The 17,168-nt window shown below is 73.4% G+C and carries 12 protein-coding genes and 1 riboswitch; of the genes, 8 read left to right on the plus strand and 4 right to left on the minus strand.

Annotated elements, in window-relative coordinates; translation table 11 throughout:
* Positions 1–67: 67 nt before the first annotated feature.
* Together ACGF3A_RS42365 and ACGF3A_RS42370 are read left to right on the plus strand one after the other, a co-directional pair.
* The gene (locus ACGF3A_RS42365; RefSeq protein ID WP_393736393.1) at positions 68–550 is read left to right on the plus strand and encodes a DUF485 domain-containing protein; all 483 of its coding nucleotides are present in this window, start codon (positions 68–70) and stop codon (positions 548–550) included.
* 5 nt (positions 551–555) lie between these two features.
* Entirely contained in the window at positions 556–2,154 is a 1,599-nt protein-coding gene (locus ACGF3A_RS42370) for a cation acetate symporter (protein WP_393736434.1), read from the plus strand.
* Here ACGF3A_RS42370 and ACGF3A_RS42375 read toward each other — a convergent pair.
* Positions 2,132–3,718 carry an ATP-binding protein gene (locus ACGF3A_RS42375; protein ID WP_393736437.1) on the minus strand — a complete coding sequence of 529 codons (1,587 nt, stop codon included), beginning with the start codon at positions 3,716–3,718 and terminating at the stop codon, positions 2,132–2,134. The two genes, ACGF3A_RS42370 and ACGF3A_RS42375, sit on opposite strands and share 23 nt — an antisense overlap.
* Positions 3,719–3,921: 203 nt before the next feature.
* Positions 3,922–4,893, minus strand: a complete 972-nt coding sequence (locus ACGF3A_RS42380; protein ID WP_393736395.1) for a sucrase ferredoxin — start codon at positions 4,891–4,893, stop codon at positions 3,922–3,924.
* A gap of 138 nt (positions 4,894–5,031) precedes the next feature.
* On the opposite strand from ACGF3A_RS42380, the gene ACGF3A_RS42385 reads away from it, so the two are divergent.
* Positions 5,032–6,123 (plus strand): CobW family GTP-binding protein, encoded by a 1,092-nt coding sequence (locus ACGF3A_RS42385; RefSeq protein ID WP_393736397.1) that lies wholly within the window; start codon positions 5,032–5,034, stop codon positions 6,121–6,123.
* Between the two features lie 51 nt (positions 6,124–6,174).
* On the opposite strand, the gene ACGF3A_RS42390 is transcribed toward ACGF3A_RS42385, so the two are convergent.
* A complete protein-coding gene (locus tag ACGF3A_RS42390) occupies positions 6,175–8,640 on the minus strand; it encodes a DNA topoisomerase (ATP-hydrolyzing) subunit A (RefSeq protein ID WP_393736399.1) in 2,466 nt (821 codons plus the stop codon).
* 337 nt (positions 8,641–8,977) lie between these two features.
* Here ACGF3A_RS42390 and ACGF3A_RS42395 point away from each other — a divergent pair, with 337 nt between their 5' ends.
* The 4 genes from ACGF3A_RS42395 to ACGF3A_RS42410 all read left to right on the plus strand — a co-directional run bounded on the left by ACGF3A_RS42395 (position 8,978) and on the right by ACGF3A_RS42410 (position 13,874).
* Entirely contained in the window at positions 8,978–10,339 is a 1,362-nt protein-coding gene (locus ACGF3A_RS42395; protein WP_393736401.1) for a M16 family metallopeptidase, read from the plus strand.
* Positions 10,340–10,368: 29 nt separating this feature from the next.
* A complete protein-coding gene (locus tag ACGF3A_RS42400) occupies positions 10,369–11,739 on the plus strand; it encodes a M16 family metallopeptidase (RefSeq protein ID WP_393736439.1) in 1,371 nt (456 codons plus the stop codon).
* 247 nt (positions 11,740–11,986) lie between these two features.
* A riboswitch (cyclic di-AMP (ydaO/yuaA leader) is annotated at positions 11,987–12,153 on the plus strand.
* Between the two features lie 13 nt (positions 12,154–12,166).
* On the plus strand, positions 12,167–13,036 hold the full coding sequence (locus ACGF3A_RS42405) for a M23 family metallopeptidase (protein WP_393736404.1): 870 nt from the start codon (positions 12,167–12,169) through the stop codon (positions 13,034–13,036).
* Positions 13,037–13,163: 127 nt separating this feature from the next.
* A complete protein-coding gene (locus tag ACGF3A_RS42410) occupies positions 13,164–13,874 on the plus strand; it encodes a GntR family transcriptional regulator (RefSeq protein ID WP_393736406.1) in 711 nt (236 codons plus the stop codon).
* Between the two features lie 113 nt (positions 13,875–13,987).
* On the opposite strand, the gene ACGF3A_RS42415 is transcribed toward ACGF3A_RS42410, so the two are convergent.
* Positions 13,988–14,269 (minus strand): HPr family phosphocarrier protein, encoded by a 282-nt coding sequence (locus tag ACGF3A_RS42415; RefSeq protein ID WP_344532322.1) that lies wholly within the window; start codon positions 14,267–14,269, stop codon positions 13,988–13,990.
* Between the two features lie 122 nt (positions 14,270–14,391).
* On the opposite strand from ACGF3A_RS42415, the gene ACGF3A_RS42420 reads away from it, so the two are divergent.
* Entirely contained in the window at positions 14,392–17,157 is a 2,766-nt protein-coding gene (locus tag ACGF3A_RS42420; RefSeq protein WP_393736409.1) for a GNAT family N-acetyltransferase, read from the plus strand.
* Positions 17,158–17,168: the final 11 nt, after the last annotated feature.

The following is a 17,168-nucleotide window of genomic DNA, read 5'->3' on the forward strand; positions in this document are numbered from 1 at the left end:
TCACCTGAAGGGGTGAAGGGGCGGGATTGTCCTGACCGGGCTCCCGCCCCTCTGTCCATCCTGGGGCATGCGGATCGAAGACCCCTGGTACGACGCCCTGGCCTCCGGCCGGGAGGCGCCGCCCGCGCGGCTGCCGGAGAGCAGAAACGGTCAGTCCCCGGCGCCGGAGGCCCATGAGGCGGCCCCGGCGGCCACGCCGGGCCCGGCGGCCCAGGAGGCCGTCTACCTCACCGTGCAGCGCAGCGCGGCGTTCCAGCAGGTGCGGCGGCGCTACCGCCGCTTCGCGCTGCCCGCCACCGTCGCGTTCCTCGTCTGGTATCTCGCGTACGTCACCGCCGCGACCTGCGCCCCCGGGCTGATGGCGCGCCCGGTGGCGGGGGTGCTCAACGTCGCGATGGCCGCCGGTCTCGCGCAGTTCGCCACCACCTTCCTGCTCACCTGGGCCTACGCCCGGCACGCGCGGCTGCGCCGGGACCGGCTCGCGCTCGAACTGCGCTGGGAGACCCAGGACATGGCCAGAACCGCCGCGCACGGGGAGCCGGTCTCGTGAACCATCTGACCGGAAGTCACCAGACGCTCACCCTGCTGCTGTTCAGCGCCGTCGTCGCCACCACGCTCGCGATCACGAGCTGGGCGGGCAGCAGGCGCCACGGCTCGGCCGAGGAGTTCTACGCGGGCGGCAGGCTCTTCACGCCCATGGAGAACGGATTCGCCATCGCGGGGGACTACATGTCCGCCGCCTCGTTCCTCGGCATCTCCGGCCTCATCGCGCTCTACGGGTACGACGGAATGCTCTACTCCATCGGCTTCCTCGTCGCCTGGCTCGTCGTGCTGCTGCTCGTCGCCGAACTGGTCCGCAACTGCGGCCGGTTCACCCTCGCCGACGTCGTCGCCGCGCGCGTACGGGAACGGCCCGTCCGGATCGCGCTGGGCGCGTCCTCCGTCACCGTCTCCGTGCTCTATCTGGTCGCGCAGATGGTCGGCGCGGGCAGCCTCGTCGCGCTGCTCCTCGGGGGCGCGGGCGGCGCCGCGCACACCTGGACGGTGCTCGGCGTCGGCGCCCTGATGGTGACGTACGTGTGCTTCGGCGGGATGCGGGCCACCACCTGGATCCAGATCGTCAAGGCCGTGCTGCTGATGGGCGGGGCCCTGGCGCTGACCGTCATGGTGCTCGTGCGGTTCGGCGGCGACATGGGCGCGCTGCTCACCAGCGCGGCCGAACACAGCGGGCACGGCCGGGACTTCCTCGCGCCCGGCCTGAAGTACGGGGGCGACTGGTCGGCCCGGCTCGACTTCATCAGCCTCGGCCTGGCGCTCGTGCTGGGCACGGCGGGGCTGCCGCACATCCTCGCGCGGTTCTACACCGTGCCGACCGCGCGGGCAGCGCGCAGGTCCGTCGTGTGGTCCATCGGACTCATCGGGAGCTTCTACCTGATGACGATCGTGCTCGGTACGGGCGCCGCGGCGCTGGTCGGCACCGGAGCGGTGCGCGAGTCGAGCCCGGCCGGGAACACCGCCATCCCGCTGCTCTCCGTGGAGCTGGGCGGCGGCGCGGGCTCCCGGGGCGGTGCCGCGCTCTCCGCGCTGGCGGCGGCCGTCGCGTTCGCCACGATCCTGGCCGTCGTCGCGGGCATCACGCTGGCCGCGTCCGCCGCCGTGGCCCACGACCTGTACGCCTCGCTGCGCAAGCGCGCGCGGGCGGCGAGTGCCCGTGAGGAGGTGGGGGTCGCGCGGATCGCCGCCGCCGTGATCGGTGCCGTCGCGATCGCGCTGAGCCTCCTCGCGCAGGAGCTGAACGTGGCCTTCCTGGTCGGCCTCGCCTTCGCGGTCGCCGCCTCCGCCAACCTGCCGGTGCTGCTCTACGCGCTCTTCTGGCGCAGATTCACCACGCGGGGCGCCGTATGGGCCGTCTACGGCGGGCTGGTCCCCGCCGTGGCGCTCGTGCTGCTCTCTCCCGTCGTGTCGGGCGCTCCGCACGCGCTCTTCCCCGGGGTCGACTTCGCGCTCTTCCCGCTGGAGAACCCCGGGCTGGTCTCCATCCCGCTCGGGTTCCTCGCGGGCTGGCTCGGCACCGTCACCTCTCAGGAGGGCCCGGACGCGGCGCGGCACGCGGAGACGGAGGTCCGCTCGCTCACGGGCGCCGGGGCGGTGTAGCCGCCCCCACGCGGGCGGGAGCGGGGTGCAGCGCGTCCGGCAGGACGACGGTGAACTCCGCGCCGCCGTGCGGCCCTTCGGACACCGTCGCGCTCCCTCCGTGCCGTTCGGCCAGCCGACGCACCAGAGCGAGGCCCAGGCCGCGTTTTCCGTGCGCCGGGGGCTGTTTGGTCGACCAGCCCTCGGCGAAGACCATTTCGCGCCGGTCGGGCGGGATGCCGGGCCCGCTGTCGCTCACACTGAGCGTCACGCCCGTCGCGTCCTCCCCGGACAGCGCGACCTCCACGCGGGCGTCGGGCGAGCCCGCCGTGGCGTCGAGCGCGTTGTCCACCAGGTTGCCGAGGACGGTCGCCAGCTCGGACGGATCCACCAGCCGGTCCGGCAGCAGCGTGCCGGGGGAGACGTCCAGGGCGACGCCCCGTTCCGCCGCGACCGTCGCCTTGCCGACCAGAAGGGCCGCGAGGAGCGGATCACGCACCCGTTCGGAGATCTGCTCGGCCGTCGCCCTGTGCACCCCGACGGCCTCGCTCAGGTACTCGACCGCCTCGTCGTACATCTCCAGCTGGAGCAGCCCCAGCAGGATGTGCATCCGGTTGGCGTGCTCGTGGTCCTGGGCGCGCAGGGCGTCGATCAGGCCGTGCGAACCGTCCAGTTCGCGCCCCAGCAGCTCCAGCTCCGTACGGTCGCGGAGGGTGGCGACGGCGCCCCCGTCGTCCGTGGGCATGTGGTTGGCGACCAGCACCCTGCCGCCCTGGACGGCCAGCAGGTCGGAGCCGGGCACGCGGCCCGCCAGCACCTCGGTCGTACGGCCGGTGCCGAGCGCGTCCTCCAGGGGGAGCCCCTTGTGCTCGGGGCGCAGCTCCAGGAGTCGCTGGGCCTCGTCGTTCATCAGCCGGATCCTGCCCCGGGGGTCGAGCGCCACGACGCCCTCGCGGATGCCGTGCAGCATCGCCTCGCGCTCGGACAGCAGCGCGGAGATGTCGGAGAAGGCCAGGTCGTGGGTGCGTTTCTGGAGCCGCCGGGAGATCAGCAGCGCCGCGAGCGCGCCGACGCCGAGCGCGCCCCCGGCGTACGCCATGAGCCCCGGCAGCGCGCTCAGGAGCCGGGCGCGCACGCTGTCGTAGGCGATGCCGACCGACACCGCCCCGACGACGTCTCCGTCCGCGTCGCGCAGCGGCACCTTGCCGCGCGCGGAGCGGCCCAGGGTGCCGTCGTCTATGTGGCGCACCTCGCGCCCCGCGAGCGCCTCCCCGGGGTCGGTGGAGACGTGCTTGCCGACGCGTTCGGGCTCGGCGTGGGACCAGCGGATGCCCCGGGTGTCCATCACGACGACATAGCTCGCGCCGGTCGCGCGCCGTACGCGCTCGGCGACGTGCTGCACGGGCCCCTCGGGGTCGGGCCCCTTGCCCTCGGTGACCAGGTTGTCCAGCCCCGGTTCGGCCGCCGTCGACTGGGCGATGGCCAGCGCGCGCCGCATCGCCTGGTCGTCGAGCTGGTCGCTGAACGGGGCCAGGAACAGGCCCGTGGCCACCGCCGTCACGCCGGTGACGATCGCGAGCTGCATGAGCAGCACCTGCGAGAAGACCCGCTGCGGCCAGCCGATACGGGCGAGACGGAACGGGAAGCGGCGGCGCGCGCCTGCGGCGCGTGGCTGTGCGGTCACGGGGGCACCCTCGGGGTGGGGCGATGGCGGTGTTGCGGCACTGGCGGTGCGGGCGGCACGGATGCCGTCCGACGGAACCGGATACTGCCCCGGGACGGTAACCGTCAGACGGGGGTCTCCGCTGTGACCTGAGCGATGCTCTCCACCTGCGCCCGGGCGGGCGCGCCCGGCACGGCGCCGCAGCTCGCGGGGACCGGCGGCGCGTCGTCGACGGACACGACCGTCACGCGCCAGCGCCGCCCGTCCCGGTGGGCGACGGTGACCTCCCAGCGCCCGGCGGCCTCCTCGGCCACGTCTGTCACATCTGTCGTGTCCGTCACGTTCGTCACGGTCAGCGCGTCCGCGCCGTCCTCGCCCGTCCGCTCGCGGACCGCGAGGTCGGCGGCCTGGCCCGGGCGGTCCCAGGTCGAGCGGCCGCGGCACCCCTCGGTCCGTACGCGTCCCTCCCGTACGGCCTCCAGCACGTCCTTGACCGCCGCAGCGCCGGTCCGCCCGTACGCGTAGCCGTACGGCAGCACCAGCAGCGTGGGGGAGAAGCGGTGGCCGCCGATGTGGGTGATCTCCCAGACCTCGCCGGTGCCGGAGGCGGTCAGCTCGGCGGCGAGCGGCCTGCCGAGGAGGGCGCAGCAGCGGTCGCGCTTGCCGTTGGTGCACACGAGGGCGAGCGGTTCGCCCTCGTACGGCCGCCACGGATCCGGCAGGGTGTCCGGGCCGCCCGCGGCGAGCGCGGCGAAGTCGAGGGCGCGCAGCGCCTCGTCGCCGTCCGGGCTGTCGGGCAGGACGGCCGTACGGATCCACGAGTCGCCCGGCTCCGTATGCGCGAGAAACGCGCGGCGGCTGGCCGTGCCCGCGCAGTCGGCGTGCCGTCCGGGGCGGCGGATGAGCGCGACGCGCGCGCCGTGCGCCCCCGCCGCGGCTTCGAGCGCCCGGCCGAGTTCGGGGTCGAAATGGCTCTCCGTCAGGGCTTTCGCGCCCCACGGACCGGGCTGCTCGACCAGCAGCCACGTCCGGGCGGTGGCCGCCGTGGCGGCGAGAGGTTCGGCCAGCACTCGGGAGGCCGTCGCACACGTGCTCACACAGGCGAGCCTAACCTCCGGGTGAGGGCCGCGCCCGGCCGCGTTCCCGCTGCTGAGCCGGTGAACCACTGTCGGTGCTGTGTCAGTGCCGTTCGCTACGATCGGCAGCCTTCGGTCCCTGGAGAGTGAGGCGCGGCGTTGGGCAGCAGAAGGATTCCGGTCGTCATCCTGGCGGGCTTCCTGGGGTCCGGGAAGACCACGCTCCTGAACCATCTGCTGAGGCGCAGCAGAGGCACCCGCATCGGCGCGGTCGTGAACGATTTCGGGAGCATCGAGATCGACGCCATGACCGTCGCGGGCCAGGTCGACTCGATGGTGTCGCTCGGTGACGGCTGCCTGTGCTGCGCGGTCGACACGAGCGACATGGACGAGGTCCTGGAGGTCCTGGCCAGCCCCTCGGCCGGGATGGACGTGATCGTCATCGAGGCCAGCGGCGTGGCCGAGCCCGAGACCCTGATCCGGATGATCCTCGCCAGCGAGAGCCCGCACATCACGTACGGCGGACTGGTCGAGGTCGTCGACGCCGCCGAGTTCACGGCCGTACGGGAGCGGCACCGAGAGCTGGACCGGCACGTCGCCGCGGCCGACCTCCTGGTGCTGAACAAGGCCGACAGGGTGGACGCGGAGCCCCTGCGCGCCCTGCGCGCGACCCTGGAGGAGCTGAGTCCGGGGACGCCGGTGGTGGAGGCGTCGTACGGGCGGATCGACCCCGAGCTGCTCTTCGACCGGACGCGGCGCGAGCGGGCCGACGTGGAGCAGCTCTCCTTCGACATGCTGCTGTACGAGGAGGAAGAGGCGGCGGGGGAGGACCACGAAGGGCATCTGCACGCCTCTTATGAGGTCGTGGAGTTCCGCGAGAAGGAGCCGCTGGACCCGCGCCGCTTCCTGGACTTCCTCGACAGCCGCCCCGCCGGGCTCTACCGGATGAAGGGATTTGTCGACTTCGGCGCCGCCGACCCCGCGCGGAAGTACGCGCTGCACGCGGTGGGCGGCTTCTTGCGGTTCGCGCCGATGGAGTGGGAGCGCGGCGAGGCGCGGGGGAGCCAGGTCGTGATGATCGGCTCGGGGCTGGACGGGGACGCGCTGCGCGCGGGCGCCGCCGCGTGCGTCTCCGCCGGTTCCGGAGCGGCCGACGAGCGCGCCATGTGGGGCGTCCTGCGGTACGTCGAGGCGGACCCTGAGGCCGCGCGGGAGGACGGGGCGGAGGTCGAGGAGCCGGACCTGGTGTAGGGCCGGCCCCTCTGCGTACCGTTCGGAACTCCCTGCCGCCCGGGGCGGCTGCTACACCGGGCCCGCGATCGCCGCCACCGGCTTGGCCAGGGGCAGGCCCGAGCCGTCGCGGCGTGGGTCGGGCTCGGGGAGCTCGGCCGCGGCGCCCGCCTTGGTCGCCGCGCGGGCGGGCGTCGGGCCCGCCCAGGCCATGACCAGCCTGCCCTCGCCCTTGAGGAAGCGCTGGCAGCGCACGCCGCCCGTCGCGCGCCCCTTGCGGGGGTACTGGTCGAAGGGTGTGAACTTGGCGGTGCTCATCGAGTCGTCCAGCGTGCCCTCGGCGCCCGCGGCCGTGAAGACGGCGCCCTCGGCCGACGGGTCGACGGCGCCGAAGAAGAGGACCTTCGCGTCACCCGTCAGCTTGACCCCGGCCATGCCGCCCGCCGCGCGGCCCTGCGGCCGCACCTGGCCGGCGGGGTACCGCAGCAGCTGGGCCTCGTCGGTGATGAAGACCAGGTCCTCCTCGCCGGTGCGCAGCTCGACGGCGCCCACGATGCGGTCGCCGTCCTTGAGCGTGATGACCTCCAACTCCTCCTTGTTCGAGGGATAGTCGGGGACCACGCGCTTGACGACGCCCTGCTCCGTGCCGAGCGCGAGGCCCGGCGAGGACTCGTCCAGCGTCGTCAGGCAGACCAGCGTCTCGCCGTCCCCCAGCGAGAGGAACTCCGAGATCTGGGCGCCGCCCGCCAGGTTGGAGGCGGTCTCGGGGAGCTGCGGCAGGTCCACGACCGTGAGCCGCAGCAGCCGCCCCTCCGAGGTGACCGCGCCGACCTCGCCGCGCGTCGTGGCGGGCACGGCGGAGACGATCACGTCGTGCTTGACCCGCTTGGCGGCCTCCTCGAACGACGTCTCCCCGTTCGCCGTGCGCGCCAGCAGGCCCGTGGAGGACAGCAGCACCCGGCACGGGTCGTCGGCGATCTCCAGCGGGACGGCCGCGACGGGGGCCTCGGCGGAGTCCAGCAGCTCGGTACGGCGCGGCGTGGCGTACTTCTTCGCGATGGCGGCGAGCTCGGTGGAGACCAGCTTGCGCAGCTCGGCGTCCGACTCCAGGATCCGGGTCAGCTCGTCGATCTCGGCGCGCAGCCTGTCGCGCTCGCTCTCCAGCTCCAGCCGGTCGAACTTGGTCAGCCGGCGCAGCGGGGTGTCGAGGATGTACTGCGTCTGGATCTCGCTCAGCGAGAAGTGGGAGATGAGGGACGCCTTGGCCTCGGCCGCGTTGTCACTCGACCGGATGATCCTGATGACCTCGTCGATGTCGAGCAGCGCGACCAGCAGGCCCTCGACCAGGTGCAGCCTGTCGCGCCGCTTGGTGCGCCGGAACTCGCTGCGCCGCCGGACCACTTCGAAGCGGTGGTCGACATAGACCTCCAGGAGCTCCTTGAGGCCCAGCGTGAGGGGCTGGCCGTCGACCAGCGCCACATTGTTGATCCCGAAGGACTCCTCCATGGGCGTCAGCTTGTAGAGCTGCGCGAGGACCGCCTCCGGGTTGAACCCGTTCTTGATCTCGATGACCAGGCGGAGGCCGTGGGCGCGGTCGGTGAGGTCCTTGACATCGGCGATGCCCTGGAGCTTCTTCGCGTTGACCAGGTCCTTGATCTTGGAGATGACCTTCTCCGGGCCGACCGCGAACGGCAGCTCGGTCACCACCAGGCCCTTGCGGCGGGCCGTGACCTGCTCGACGGCGGTCGTCGCGCGGATCTTGAAGGTGCCGCGGCCCGTCGCGTACCCGTCCTTGATGCCGTCCATGCCCACGATCCGGCCGCCCGTGGGCAGGTCGGGGCCGGGCACGAAGCGCATCAGGGTGTCCAGGTCGGCGCCCGGGTGCTTGATCAGGTGCCGGGCCGCGGCGATGACCTCGCCGAGATTGTGCGGCGGCATGTTGGTCGCCATGCCGACGGCGATGCCGGAGGCCCCGTTCACCAGCAGGTTCGGATACGCGGCGGGGAGCGCGACCGGCTCGTCCTGGCTGCCGTCGTAGTTCGGCGCGAAGTCGACCGTCTCCTCGTCGATCGAGTCGACCAGGAGTCCGGCGGCGGGCGCGGAGCGGCACTCGGTGTACCGCATGGCGGCGGGCGGGTCGTCGTTGCCCAGCGAGCCGAAGTTTCCGTGGCCGTCCACCAGGGGGAGGCGCATGGAGAAGGACTGGGCCATGCGGACCAGCGCGTCGTAGATCGCGCTGTCACCGTGGGGGTGGAGGCGGCCCATCACCTCACCGACGACGCGGGCGCACTTCACGTACGACCTGTCGGGGCGGAGGCCCATCTCGTGCATCTGATAGAGGATCCGGCGCTGGACCGGCTTCATCCCGTCGCGTGCGTCGGGCAGCGCGCGCGAATAGATCACCGAGTACGCGTACTCCAGGTAGGAGCTCTGCATCTCGTCGACGACGTCGATGTCGAGGATGCGCTCCTCGAAGTCCTCCCCGGACCCAGGACCTGACGCGCCCCCGGGCGTCCTGTTCTTACTGCGGCGGGCCATCGCGGCTGCGGCTCCTTCGCTGCTTCGGTGCTGTGCTGCTGCTCTTGTCGGTGCTGCTGGCGGTGCTGCCGACAGCGCTGCTGTCGGTGCTTCAGTGGTGCTTCCGTGCGTCCGTGCCGCGGACCATTGTGGACCTCGGCACTGACACGGGGCCCTCCGACCCGGCGGACGTACGAGCGGGAGCCCAGCTCATGGGCGTACCGTACGGGAACTTCGCACGTAGTCGGCGCGGTTGCATACAGTGACAGGGCCGCCCGCCGCGCCGCGCGCGCCGGGCGGTCCGGAACAAGTCCCGGCGTTCGCCGGGAATCCCCGCGATCGAAGGGACTCCACGCCCATGGGTCACACGGCCACGCCCCCGCCGGCCACCGGTGGGCTGACAGCGACGGAGCACCGGCTGGCCAACGGCCTGCGTGTGGTGCTCTCCGAGGATCATCTGACCCCCGTCGCCGCTGTCTGCCTCTGGTACGACGTCGGTTCCCGTCACGAGGTGGAGGGCCGTACAGGACTGGCCCACCTCTTCGAGCACTTGATGTTCCAGGGCTCGGGCCAGGTGAAGGGGAACGGGCACTTCGAGCTGGTGCAGGGCGCGGGCGGCTCGCTCAACGGCACGACCAGTTTCGAGCGCACCAACTATTTCGAGACGATGCCGACGCACGAGCTGGAGCTCGCCCTCTGGCTGGAGGCCGACCGCATGGGCTCGCTGCTCTCCGCCCTCGACGAGGAGTCGATGGAGAACCAGCGGGACGTCGTCAAGAACGAGCGCCGCCAGCGGTACGACAACGTGCCGTACGGCACCGCCTTCGAGCGCCTCACCGCGATGCTCTACCCCGAGGGCCACCCGTACCACCACACGCCCATCGGCTCGATGGCAGACCTGGACGCGGCCTCCCTCCAGGACGCCCAGGAGTTCTTCCGTACGTACTACGCGCCGGGGAACGCGGTGCTGGCCGTCGTCGGCGACATCGACCCGGAGCAGACGCTCACCTGGATCGAGAAGTACTTCGGCTCCATCCCGTCGCACGAGGGCAAGCGCCCGCCGCGCGACGGCTCGCTGCCGGAGATCATGGGCGAGGAGAAGCGCGAGGTCCTCGTCGAGGAGGTGCCCTCCCGCGCGACGATGGCGGCGTACCGGCTGCCGCACGACGGCACCCGCGAGTCCGACGCCGCCGACCTGGCGCTGACCGTGCTCGGCGGCGGGGAGTCCTCCCGGCTCTACAGCCGCCTGGTGCGGCGCGACCGCAGCGCCGTCGCCGCCGGTTTCGGGATGCTGCGGCTCGCCGGGGCGCCCTCGCTGGGCTGGCTCGACGTGAAGGCGTCGGGCGGCGTCGAGGTCGCGGCCATCGAGTCGGCGGTCGACGACGAGCTGCGCCGGTTCGCCGAGGAGGGCCCGACCGAGGAGGAGATGGAGCGCGCCCAGGCCCAGTTGGAGCGCGAATGGCTGGACCGGCTGGCGACGGTCGGCGGCCGCGCGGACGAACTGTGCCGGTACGCGGTGCTGTTCGGCGACCCGCAGCTCGCGCTGAGCGCCGTGGGCCGCATCCTGGACATCAGCCGCGAGGAGGTGCGCGAGGTGGCCGCCGCCCGGCTGCGCCCGGACAACCGCGCGGTGCTGGTGTACGAGCCGGCGGAGCCGGCGGACGGCTCCGGTTCCGGTTCCGAGGACGACGAGAACGAGCTTGAGGAGACCGGGCAGTGAGCGACGCCGACGCGCCCGCGGGCACGACCATGGAATTCCACCCCCAGCCCTCCAGCGGCACGCCCAAGCCCTGGGCCTTCCCGACCCCCGAGCGCGGCACGCTGCCCAACGGCCTCACGGTGCTGCGCTGCCACCGTCCGGGCCAGGAGGTCGTCGCCGTCGAGATGAACCTCACGGCTCCGCTGGACGCCGAGCCCGAGGGCCTGGACGGCGTGGCGACGATCATGGCCCGCGCGCTGAGCGAGGGCACCGACAAGCACGACGCGGAGGAGTTCGCCGCCGAGCTGGAGCGCTGCGGCGCCACCCTCGACGCGCACGCGGACCACCCCGGCGTCCGCGTCTCGCTGGAGGTGCCGGTCTCGCGGCTGCCGAAGGCACTGGGGCTGCTCGCCGACGCGCTGCGCGCCCCGGCCTTCCCGGACGGCGAGGTCGAGCGCCTGGTGGCCAACCGACTGGACGAGATCCCGCACGAGCTGGCCAACCCGGCCCGCCGCGCCGCCAAGGAGCTCTCCCTGGAGCTGTTCCCCGCCGAGTCCCGGATGTCGCGTCCGCGCCAGGGCACGGAGGAGACGGTCGCCCGTATCGACGCCGCGGCCGTACGGGCGTTCTACGAGGCGCATGTGCGCCCCGCGACCGCCACCGCCGTCGTCGTCGGCGACCTGGAGGGCGTGGATCTGGACGCGGCGCTCGCCGACACCCTGGGCGCCTGGACGGGCTCGTCCTCCGAGCCGCGCCCGGCACCGCCGATCACCGCGGACGACGCGGGCCGTGTCGTGATCGTCGACCGTCCCGGCGCGGTGCAGACGCAGGTCCTCATCGGCCGCGTCGGCCCGGACCGGCACGACCGGGTGTGGCCCGCGCAGCTCCTGGGGGTCTACTGCCTGGGCGGCACCCTCACCTCCCGCCTGGACCGCGTCCTGCGCGAGGAGAAGGGGTACACGTACGGGGTGCGCGCCTTCGGCCAGGTGCTGCGCTCCACCGCGGAGGGCACGGGCGCAGCGCTGATGGCCATCAGCGGCTCCGTCGCCACGGACGTGACGGGTCCGGCGCTGGACGACCTGTGGAAGGTGCTGCGCACCCTCGCGGCCGAGGGCCTGACGGACGACGAGCGGGACGTGGCGGTGCGGAACCTGGTAGGGGTCGCCCCGCTGCGCTACGAGACGTCGGCGGCCGTCGCCGGGACCCTGGCCGACCAGGTCGAGCAGTACCTGCCGGACGACTTCCAGGGCGAGCTGTACGCGCGGCTGGCCGAGACCGGCACGGTGGAGGCGACGGCGGCCGCCGTCAGCGCCTTCCCCGCCGACCGCCTGGTGACCGTCCTGGTCGGCGACGCCTCGCAGATCGCCGGTCCTGTACGGGAGTTGGGGATCGGCGAGGTCAAGGTGGTCAGCGGAGGCTGATCCGGAGGGCCGGTGGAGACCGGCCCGGACCCCATGCGTCCCCGAGGCCCCGTGGAAGTGGTACGTCCGCTTCCGCGGGGTCTTGTCGTGTGACCCGTGGGACCGTCAAATGTCCGATTGGTTCAGTGTTGTGGTGAGAAGCGGTGTGGCGTGTGCGACAAACTCCGGGATTCGTTTGGCGACCCGGAGACGACCCGCTTAGCGTCGGTGCCGCTGTGCGTCAGAAGTGACCGCGCCCGCGGCCGACGCCCAGTGATCGCCGAGTCCCGAGGACCCGTCAGGGCCCCCGAGGGAGCCGGGGACCCACACGAAGTCCCTGGGGTGAATCGAGCGACCCCCGCCAGGGGTTGCCCGTAGGAGACCTTCCTGCTCCGAACCCGTCAGCTAACCCGGTAGGCGACAGGGAAGGAAAGGAGTACGCCAGCTCATGGCGTTCACCCGTGCCACCGGGAAGCACCGACGTCCCAAGCAGCCCAGCCGCATGCGCCGTGCGAGCGCCGGGGCGGCCGGCATAGCCGGGCTCACCGCCGCAGGCGTCGTCGGGACCCTCGCGTCCCCGGCCATGGCCTCCGACGGTGGGCAGAGCGACGTCCACGACACCGGCCTCACCCACGCCATCGAGGCGCGCGGCGACCTGGCCCAGGCTGTCGACCAGCAGGCCACGGAGGCGAAGACCGCCACCATGCAGGCCCAGGCCGAGACCGCCGCCAAGGCGGAGGCCGCGAAGACCAAGGCCAAGGCTGAGGCCGAGGCGAAGAAGAAGGCCGCCGAGGCCAAGCGCAAGGCGGCCGCCGCCAAGGCCCGCGAGAAGGCCAAGGAGGCGCGCGCCGAGAAGGCCACGCAGACCGCCTCCCGTTCCGCGGCCCCGAAGCGCGCCGCGGTCGGCGGCAGCGGCTACGTCGCGCCCGTCGACGGCTCGTACGTCTCCACGTCCTACAAGTCCGGCGGCTCCATGTGGTCCTCCGGCAGCCACACCGGCATCGACTTCCACGCGGGCATGAACACCCCCGTGAAGTCCGTCGCCGCGGGCGAGGTCGTCGAGGCGGGCAACGGCGGCGCGTACGGCAACAACATCGTGATCAAGCACAAGGACGGCACGTACACGCAGTACGGCCACCTGAACTCGATCGGCGTCTCGGTCGGCCAGTCCGTCTCCGCGGGCCAGCAGATCGCCCTCTCCGGCTCGACCGGCAACTCCTCCGGACCGCACCTCCACTTCGAGGCCCGTACCGGCCCCGACTACGGCTCGGACATCGACCCGATCGCGTACCTGCGCCAGCACGGTGTGAACGTCTGATCCAGGTCTTCTGGCGGAACAGCCCCCGGCGGCGGCCGGGGGCTGTTTCACGTCGTACGGCGGCGGATACCGGCGGAATTCCCCGGGCGCCGTCGGAAATCCCCGTGCGCTGTCCTACAGTTCGGCCATGCGTATTTCCGCGCAGGCTCTCCTTTCCGCGGTCCGGGGCGAGATCGTCTCCGGTTCCCTGCCGCCCGGGACCCGGCTCACGGAAGAGACGCTGGCCCGGCGTCACGGGGTCTCGCGCGTGCCCGTGCGCGAGGCGCTGCGCACGCTGGAGGCGGAGGGCTTCGTGCGCACCCGGCGCCACGCGGGCGCCCACGTGGCCGAGCCCACGCCGCAGGACGCGGCCGATCTGCTCGACGTCCGCGCGCTGCTGGAGCCCCTGGGCGCCGCGCGCGCCGCGCAGCGCCGCACGGAGGCGCATCTGAAGGTGCTGCGCGGCGTGGTGCGCCTCGGCGTCCAGCGCGCCGAGCGGGGGCACCTCTCCGAGCTGCGGGCCCTGTCCGGCTGGTTCCAGGAGACGCTGGCGCAGGCGGCGGGCAGCCCGACGCTCACCGCGATGCTGCTCCAGGTGCGGCACAAGCTGGCGTGGCTGCACGCGATCGAGGCGTACGGCCACGACCGTACGGGCGCTGCGGGCGGCCACGACCGTACGGGCGCCGAGGCGGCCGACTGGCGGGAGCGCGGCCGTCTGGTGGACGCCGTCGCGCGGCGGGACGCGGAGCGGGCCAGGGCGCTCGCGGCGGGGTTCGTCGAGCGCGCGGCCGTACGGCGCGGGGCGCGCGTACCGGCTCCGCCGAAACCTCATGTCAACACGGCGCGCGACCGCATTTAACAATCCCGGGACATGGGCGCCACGGAATCATTTCCCGGAGGACAAAGCGAGAGCGGGTGGAATTCGGTCAGGAATTCCACCCGCTCTCGCGGTCCGCGGTCGGTCGCGGAATGTCAGACGGTCTCCGGAAGCTCCTCCAGCCCCTCGGAGACCAGCTTCGCCAGACGGTCGAGCGCCGGACCGGCGTCCTCCGCCTCCGAGGCCAGCACGATCTCCTCGCCGCCCTCGGCGCCGAGGCCCAGCACGCCCAGCATCGACGCGGCGTTCACGGGGGAGCCGTCGCCCTTCTGGATCGTGACGGGGACGCCGGCGGCCGAGGCGGCACGGACGAAGATCGAGGCGGGGCGGGCGTGCAGGCCCTCGGCCCAGCCTACGGTGACGCGGCGCTCAACCATGGTGTTGCCCTTCGAGTTCGTGTGAGTTGGCGTATTGAGTTGTCTAGACCAGTCTCGCACGGCGTCCGGAGCGAAGCGTTCCAGGGCGTGCCCCCGGCGTACGCCGCCGTACGCTGGGCCCCATGCGGACTCCCCAGGAGCGTGCCTACCCGACCCACTGGGAAGCGGACGTCGTGCTGCGCGACGGCGGGACGGCGCGCGTCCGTCCCATCGCGCCGGACGACGCCCAGCGCCTGGTCAGCTTCTACGAACAGGTCTCCGACGAGTCCAAGTACTACCGTTTCTTCGCACCATACCCGCGGCTCTCCGACCGCGACGTGCGGCGCTTCACGCACCACGACTACGTGGACCGCGTCGGCCTCGCCGCCACCGTGGGCGGCGAATTCATCGCGACCGTGCGCTACGACCGGATCGACACCTCGGGCCGCCCGGCCTCCTCCCCGGCCGCCGACGAGGCCGAGGTCGCCTTCCTCGTCCGCGACGACCAGCAGGGCAGGGGCGTGGCCTCCGCACTCCTCGAACACATCGCGGCCGTCGCCCGGGAGCGCGGGATCCGCCGGTTCGTCGCGGAGGTGCTGCCCGCCAACACCAAGATGATCAAGGTGTTCACGGACGCGGGCTACTCCCAGAAGCGCAGCTTCGAGGACGGCTCGGTGCACCTCACCCTCGACCTCGAACCCACCGAGCAGTCCCTCGCCGTCATGCGCGCCCGCGAGCAGCGCGCCGAGGGGCGTTCGGCCGAACGGCTGCTCGCGCCCGGCTCGGTCGCCGTCGTCGGCGTCAGCCGCGGCCCCGGCGGCGCGGGCCGCGCGTCCCTGGAGTCCCTGCGCACGGCGGGCTTCACCGGCCGTACGTACGCCGTGAACGCGGCCCTGCCCGAGGGCGTCACCGAGCTCGCCGGGGCCCCGGCCCACCGCTCCGTGCGGGAGATCCCCGAGCACGTCGACCTCGCCGTGATCGCCGTACCCGCCGCGGGGGTCACCTCCGTCGTCACCGAGTGCGGCGAGGCGGGCGTCCAGGGCGTCGTCGTCTACTCCGACGGCTTCGGCCGGGACGAGCAGCGCGAGCTGGTGCGGCTCGCACGCTCGTACGGGATGCGGGTGATCGGGCCCAACGCGCTGGGCCTCATCAACACCGACCCCGGCGTACGGCTCAACACCACCCCCTCCCTCCGCACCCCCCGGCGCGGCCGGATCGGGGTCTTCAGCCAGTCCGGCGCCATCGGCATCGCCCTCCTCGACGGGCTGCACCGGCGCGGAACCGGCCCCTCCTCCTTCGTCTCGGCGGGCAACAGGGCCGACGTGTCGGGGAACGACCTCCTCCAGCACTGGGACGAGGACCCCGACACCGACGTCGTGCTGATGTACCTGGAGTCCATCGGCAACCCCCGCAAGTTCACCCGGCTCGCCCGCCGCACGGCGGCCCGTAAGCCCGTCGTCGTGGTCAAGGGCGCGCGGCAGCGCGGCAGCGCGCCCCCTCCGGGCCACGCCGCGCCCGCCTCCAGCACCCCCGACGGCACCGTGACCGAGCTGCTGCGGCAGGCGGGCGTGCTGATGGTCGACAGCTTCACCCAGCTCCTCGACAGCGGCGAGCTGCTCGCCAGCCAGCCCTGCCCCGAGGGGCCGCGCGTCGCGATCGTCGGCAACACCGACGCGCTCAGCCTGCTCACCTACGACGCCTGCCTGAACGACGGCCTCCGCCCCCGGCCCGTCGTCGCGCTGCCCGCCGAGGCGACCCCGGCGGACTTCGCGGACGCGCTCAGGGAGGCGCTCGCCGACCCTGGCACGGACTCGGTCGTCGTCACGGCGATCCCCTGGGTGCCCACGACGGCACCGGACGGCAGCCCTCCGCTCACGGACCCCGACGGCGACGGCGCCTCGCCTGCCCCGCCCGTCCAGCTGGCCGACGCGCTCGCGGAGGCCCTCGGCGACGCCGCCAAGGGCGCCACCAAGCCCGTCGCCGTCGTCCACCTCGCCCTGGAGAACCTGGACCCGGCCCTCGCCGCCCGCGGCATCCCCGCGTACGGGGCGCCCGAGCGTGCCTCGCGCGCCCTCGCGGAGGCCGCGCGCTACGCCCAGTGGCGCCGCGAGGCCGCCACGCCCGGACGCGTCCCCGAGTTCGAGGTCGACGAGCAGGCCGCGGCGGCGCTCCTCGCGCGCGCCACCGCGCCCGACCCGGAGGTCACCGTCGCCACGGCCCGCAGCCACGCGCTCGGCCCCGAGGACACCGCCGCGCTGCTCGGCGCGTACGGCATCGCCGTCCAGCCCACCCTGCCCGCGCCCGACGCGGACGCCGCCGTCGAGGCCGCGCGGCAGCTCGGCTTCCCCGTCGCGCTCAAGGCCACGGCCCCCCATCTGCGGCACCGCGCCGACCTCGGCGGCGTGCGGCTCGACATCGCGGGCGAGGCCGGACTGCGGCGCGCGTTCGGCGAGCTGACCACGGCCCTCGGCACCCCGGGCGAACTGCGGCCCGTCGTCCAGGCCATGGCGCCGCGCGGCGCGGGAACAGTTGTCCGGGCCGCCGTCGACCCCGGCATCGGCGCCGTCCTCTCCTTCGGCCTCGCGGGTACGCCCTCCGAGCTGCTCGGCGATGTCGCGCACCGCCTGGTGCCGGTGACCGAACGCGAGGCGGCGGGGCTGGTACGGGGGATCCGGACGGCGCCGATCCTCTTCGGCTGGCGCGGCGCGGAGCCCGTGGACACGGCGGCCCTGGAGGAGATCCTGCTCCGCGTCTCCCTGCTCGTCGACGACCACCCCGAGGTCGTCTCCGCCGAGCTGGACCCCGTGGTCGTCGCACCGCGCGGCGTGACCGTGCTGAACGCCTCGGTACGGGTGGCCCCGCCTCCGCCGCGGCCGGATCTGGGGGCCCGGCGGCTCCCGGCGTACTGAGGCGACCGGTG

It is taken from the genome of Streptomyces sp. NPDC048172, assembly GCF_043202595.1.
In the GTDB taxonomy this organism is placed as follows: domain Bacteria; phylum Actinomycetota; class Actinomycetes; order Streptomycetales; family Streptomycetaceae; genus Streptomyces.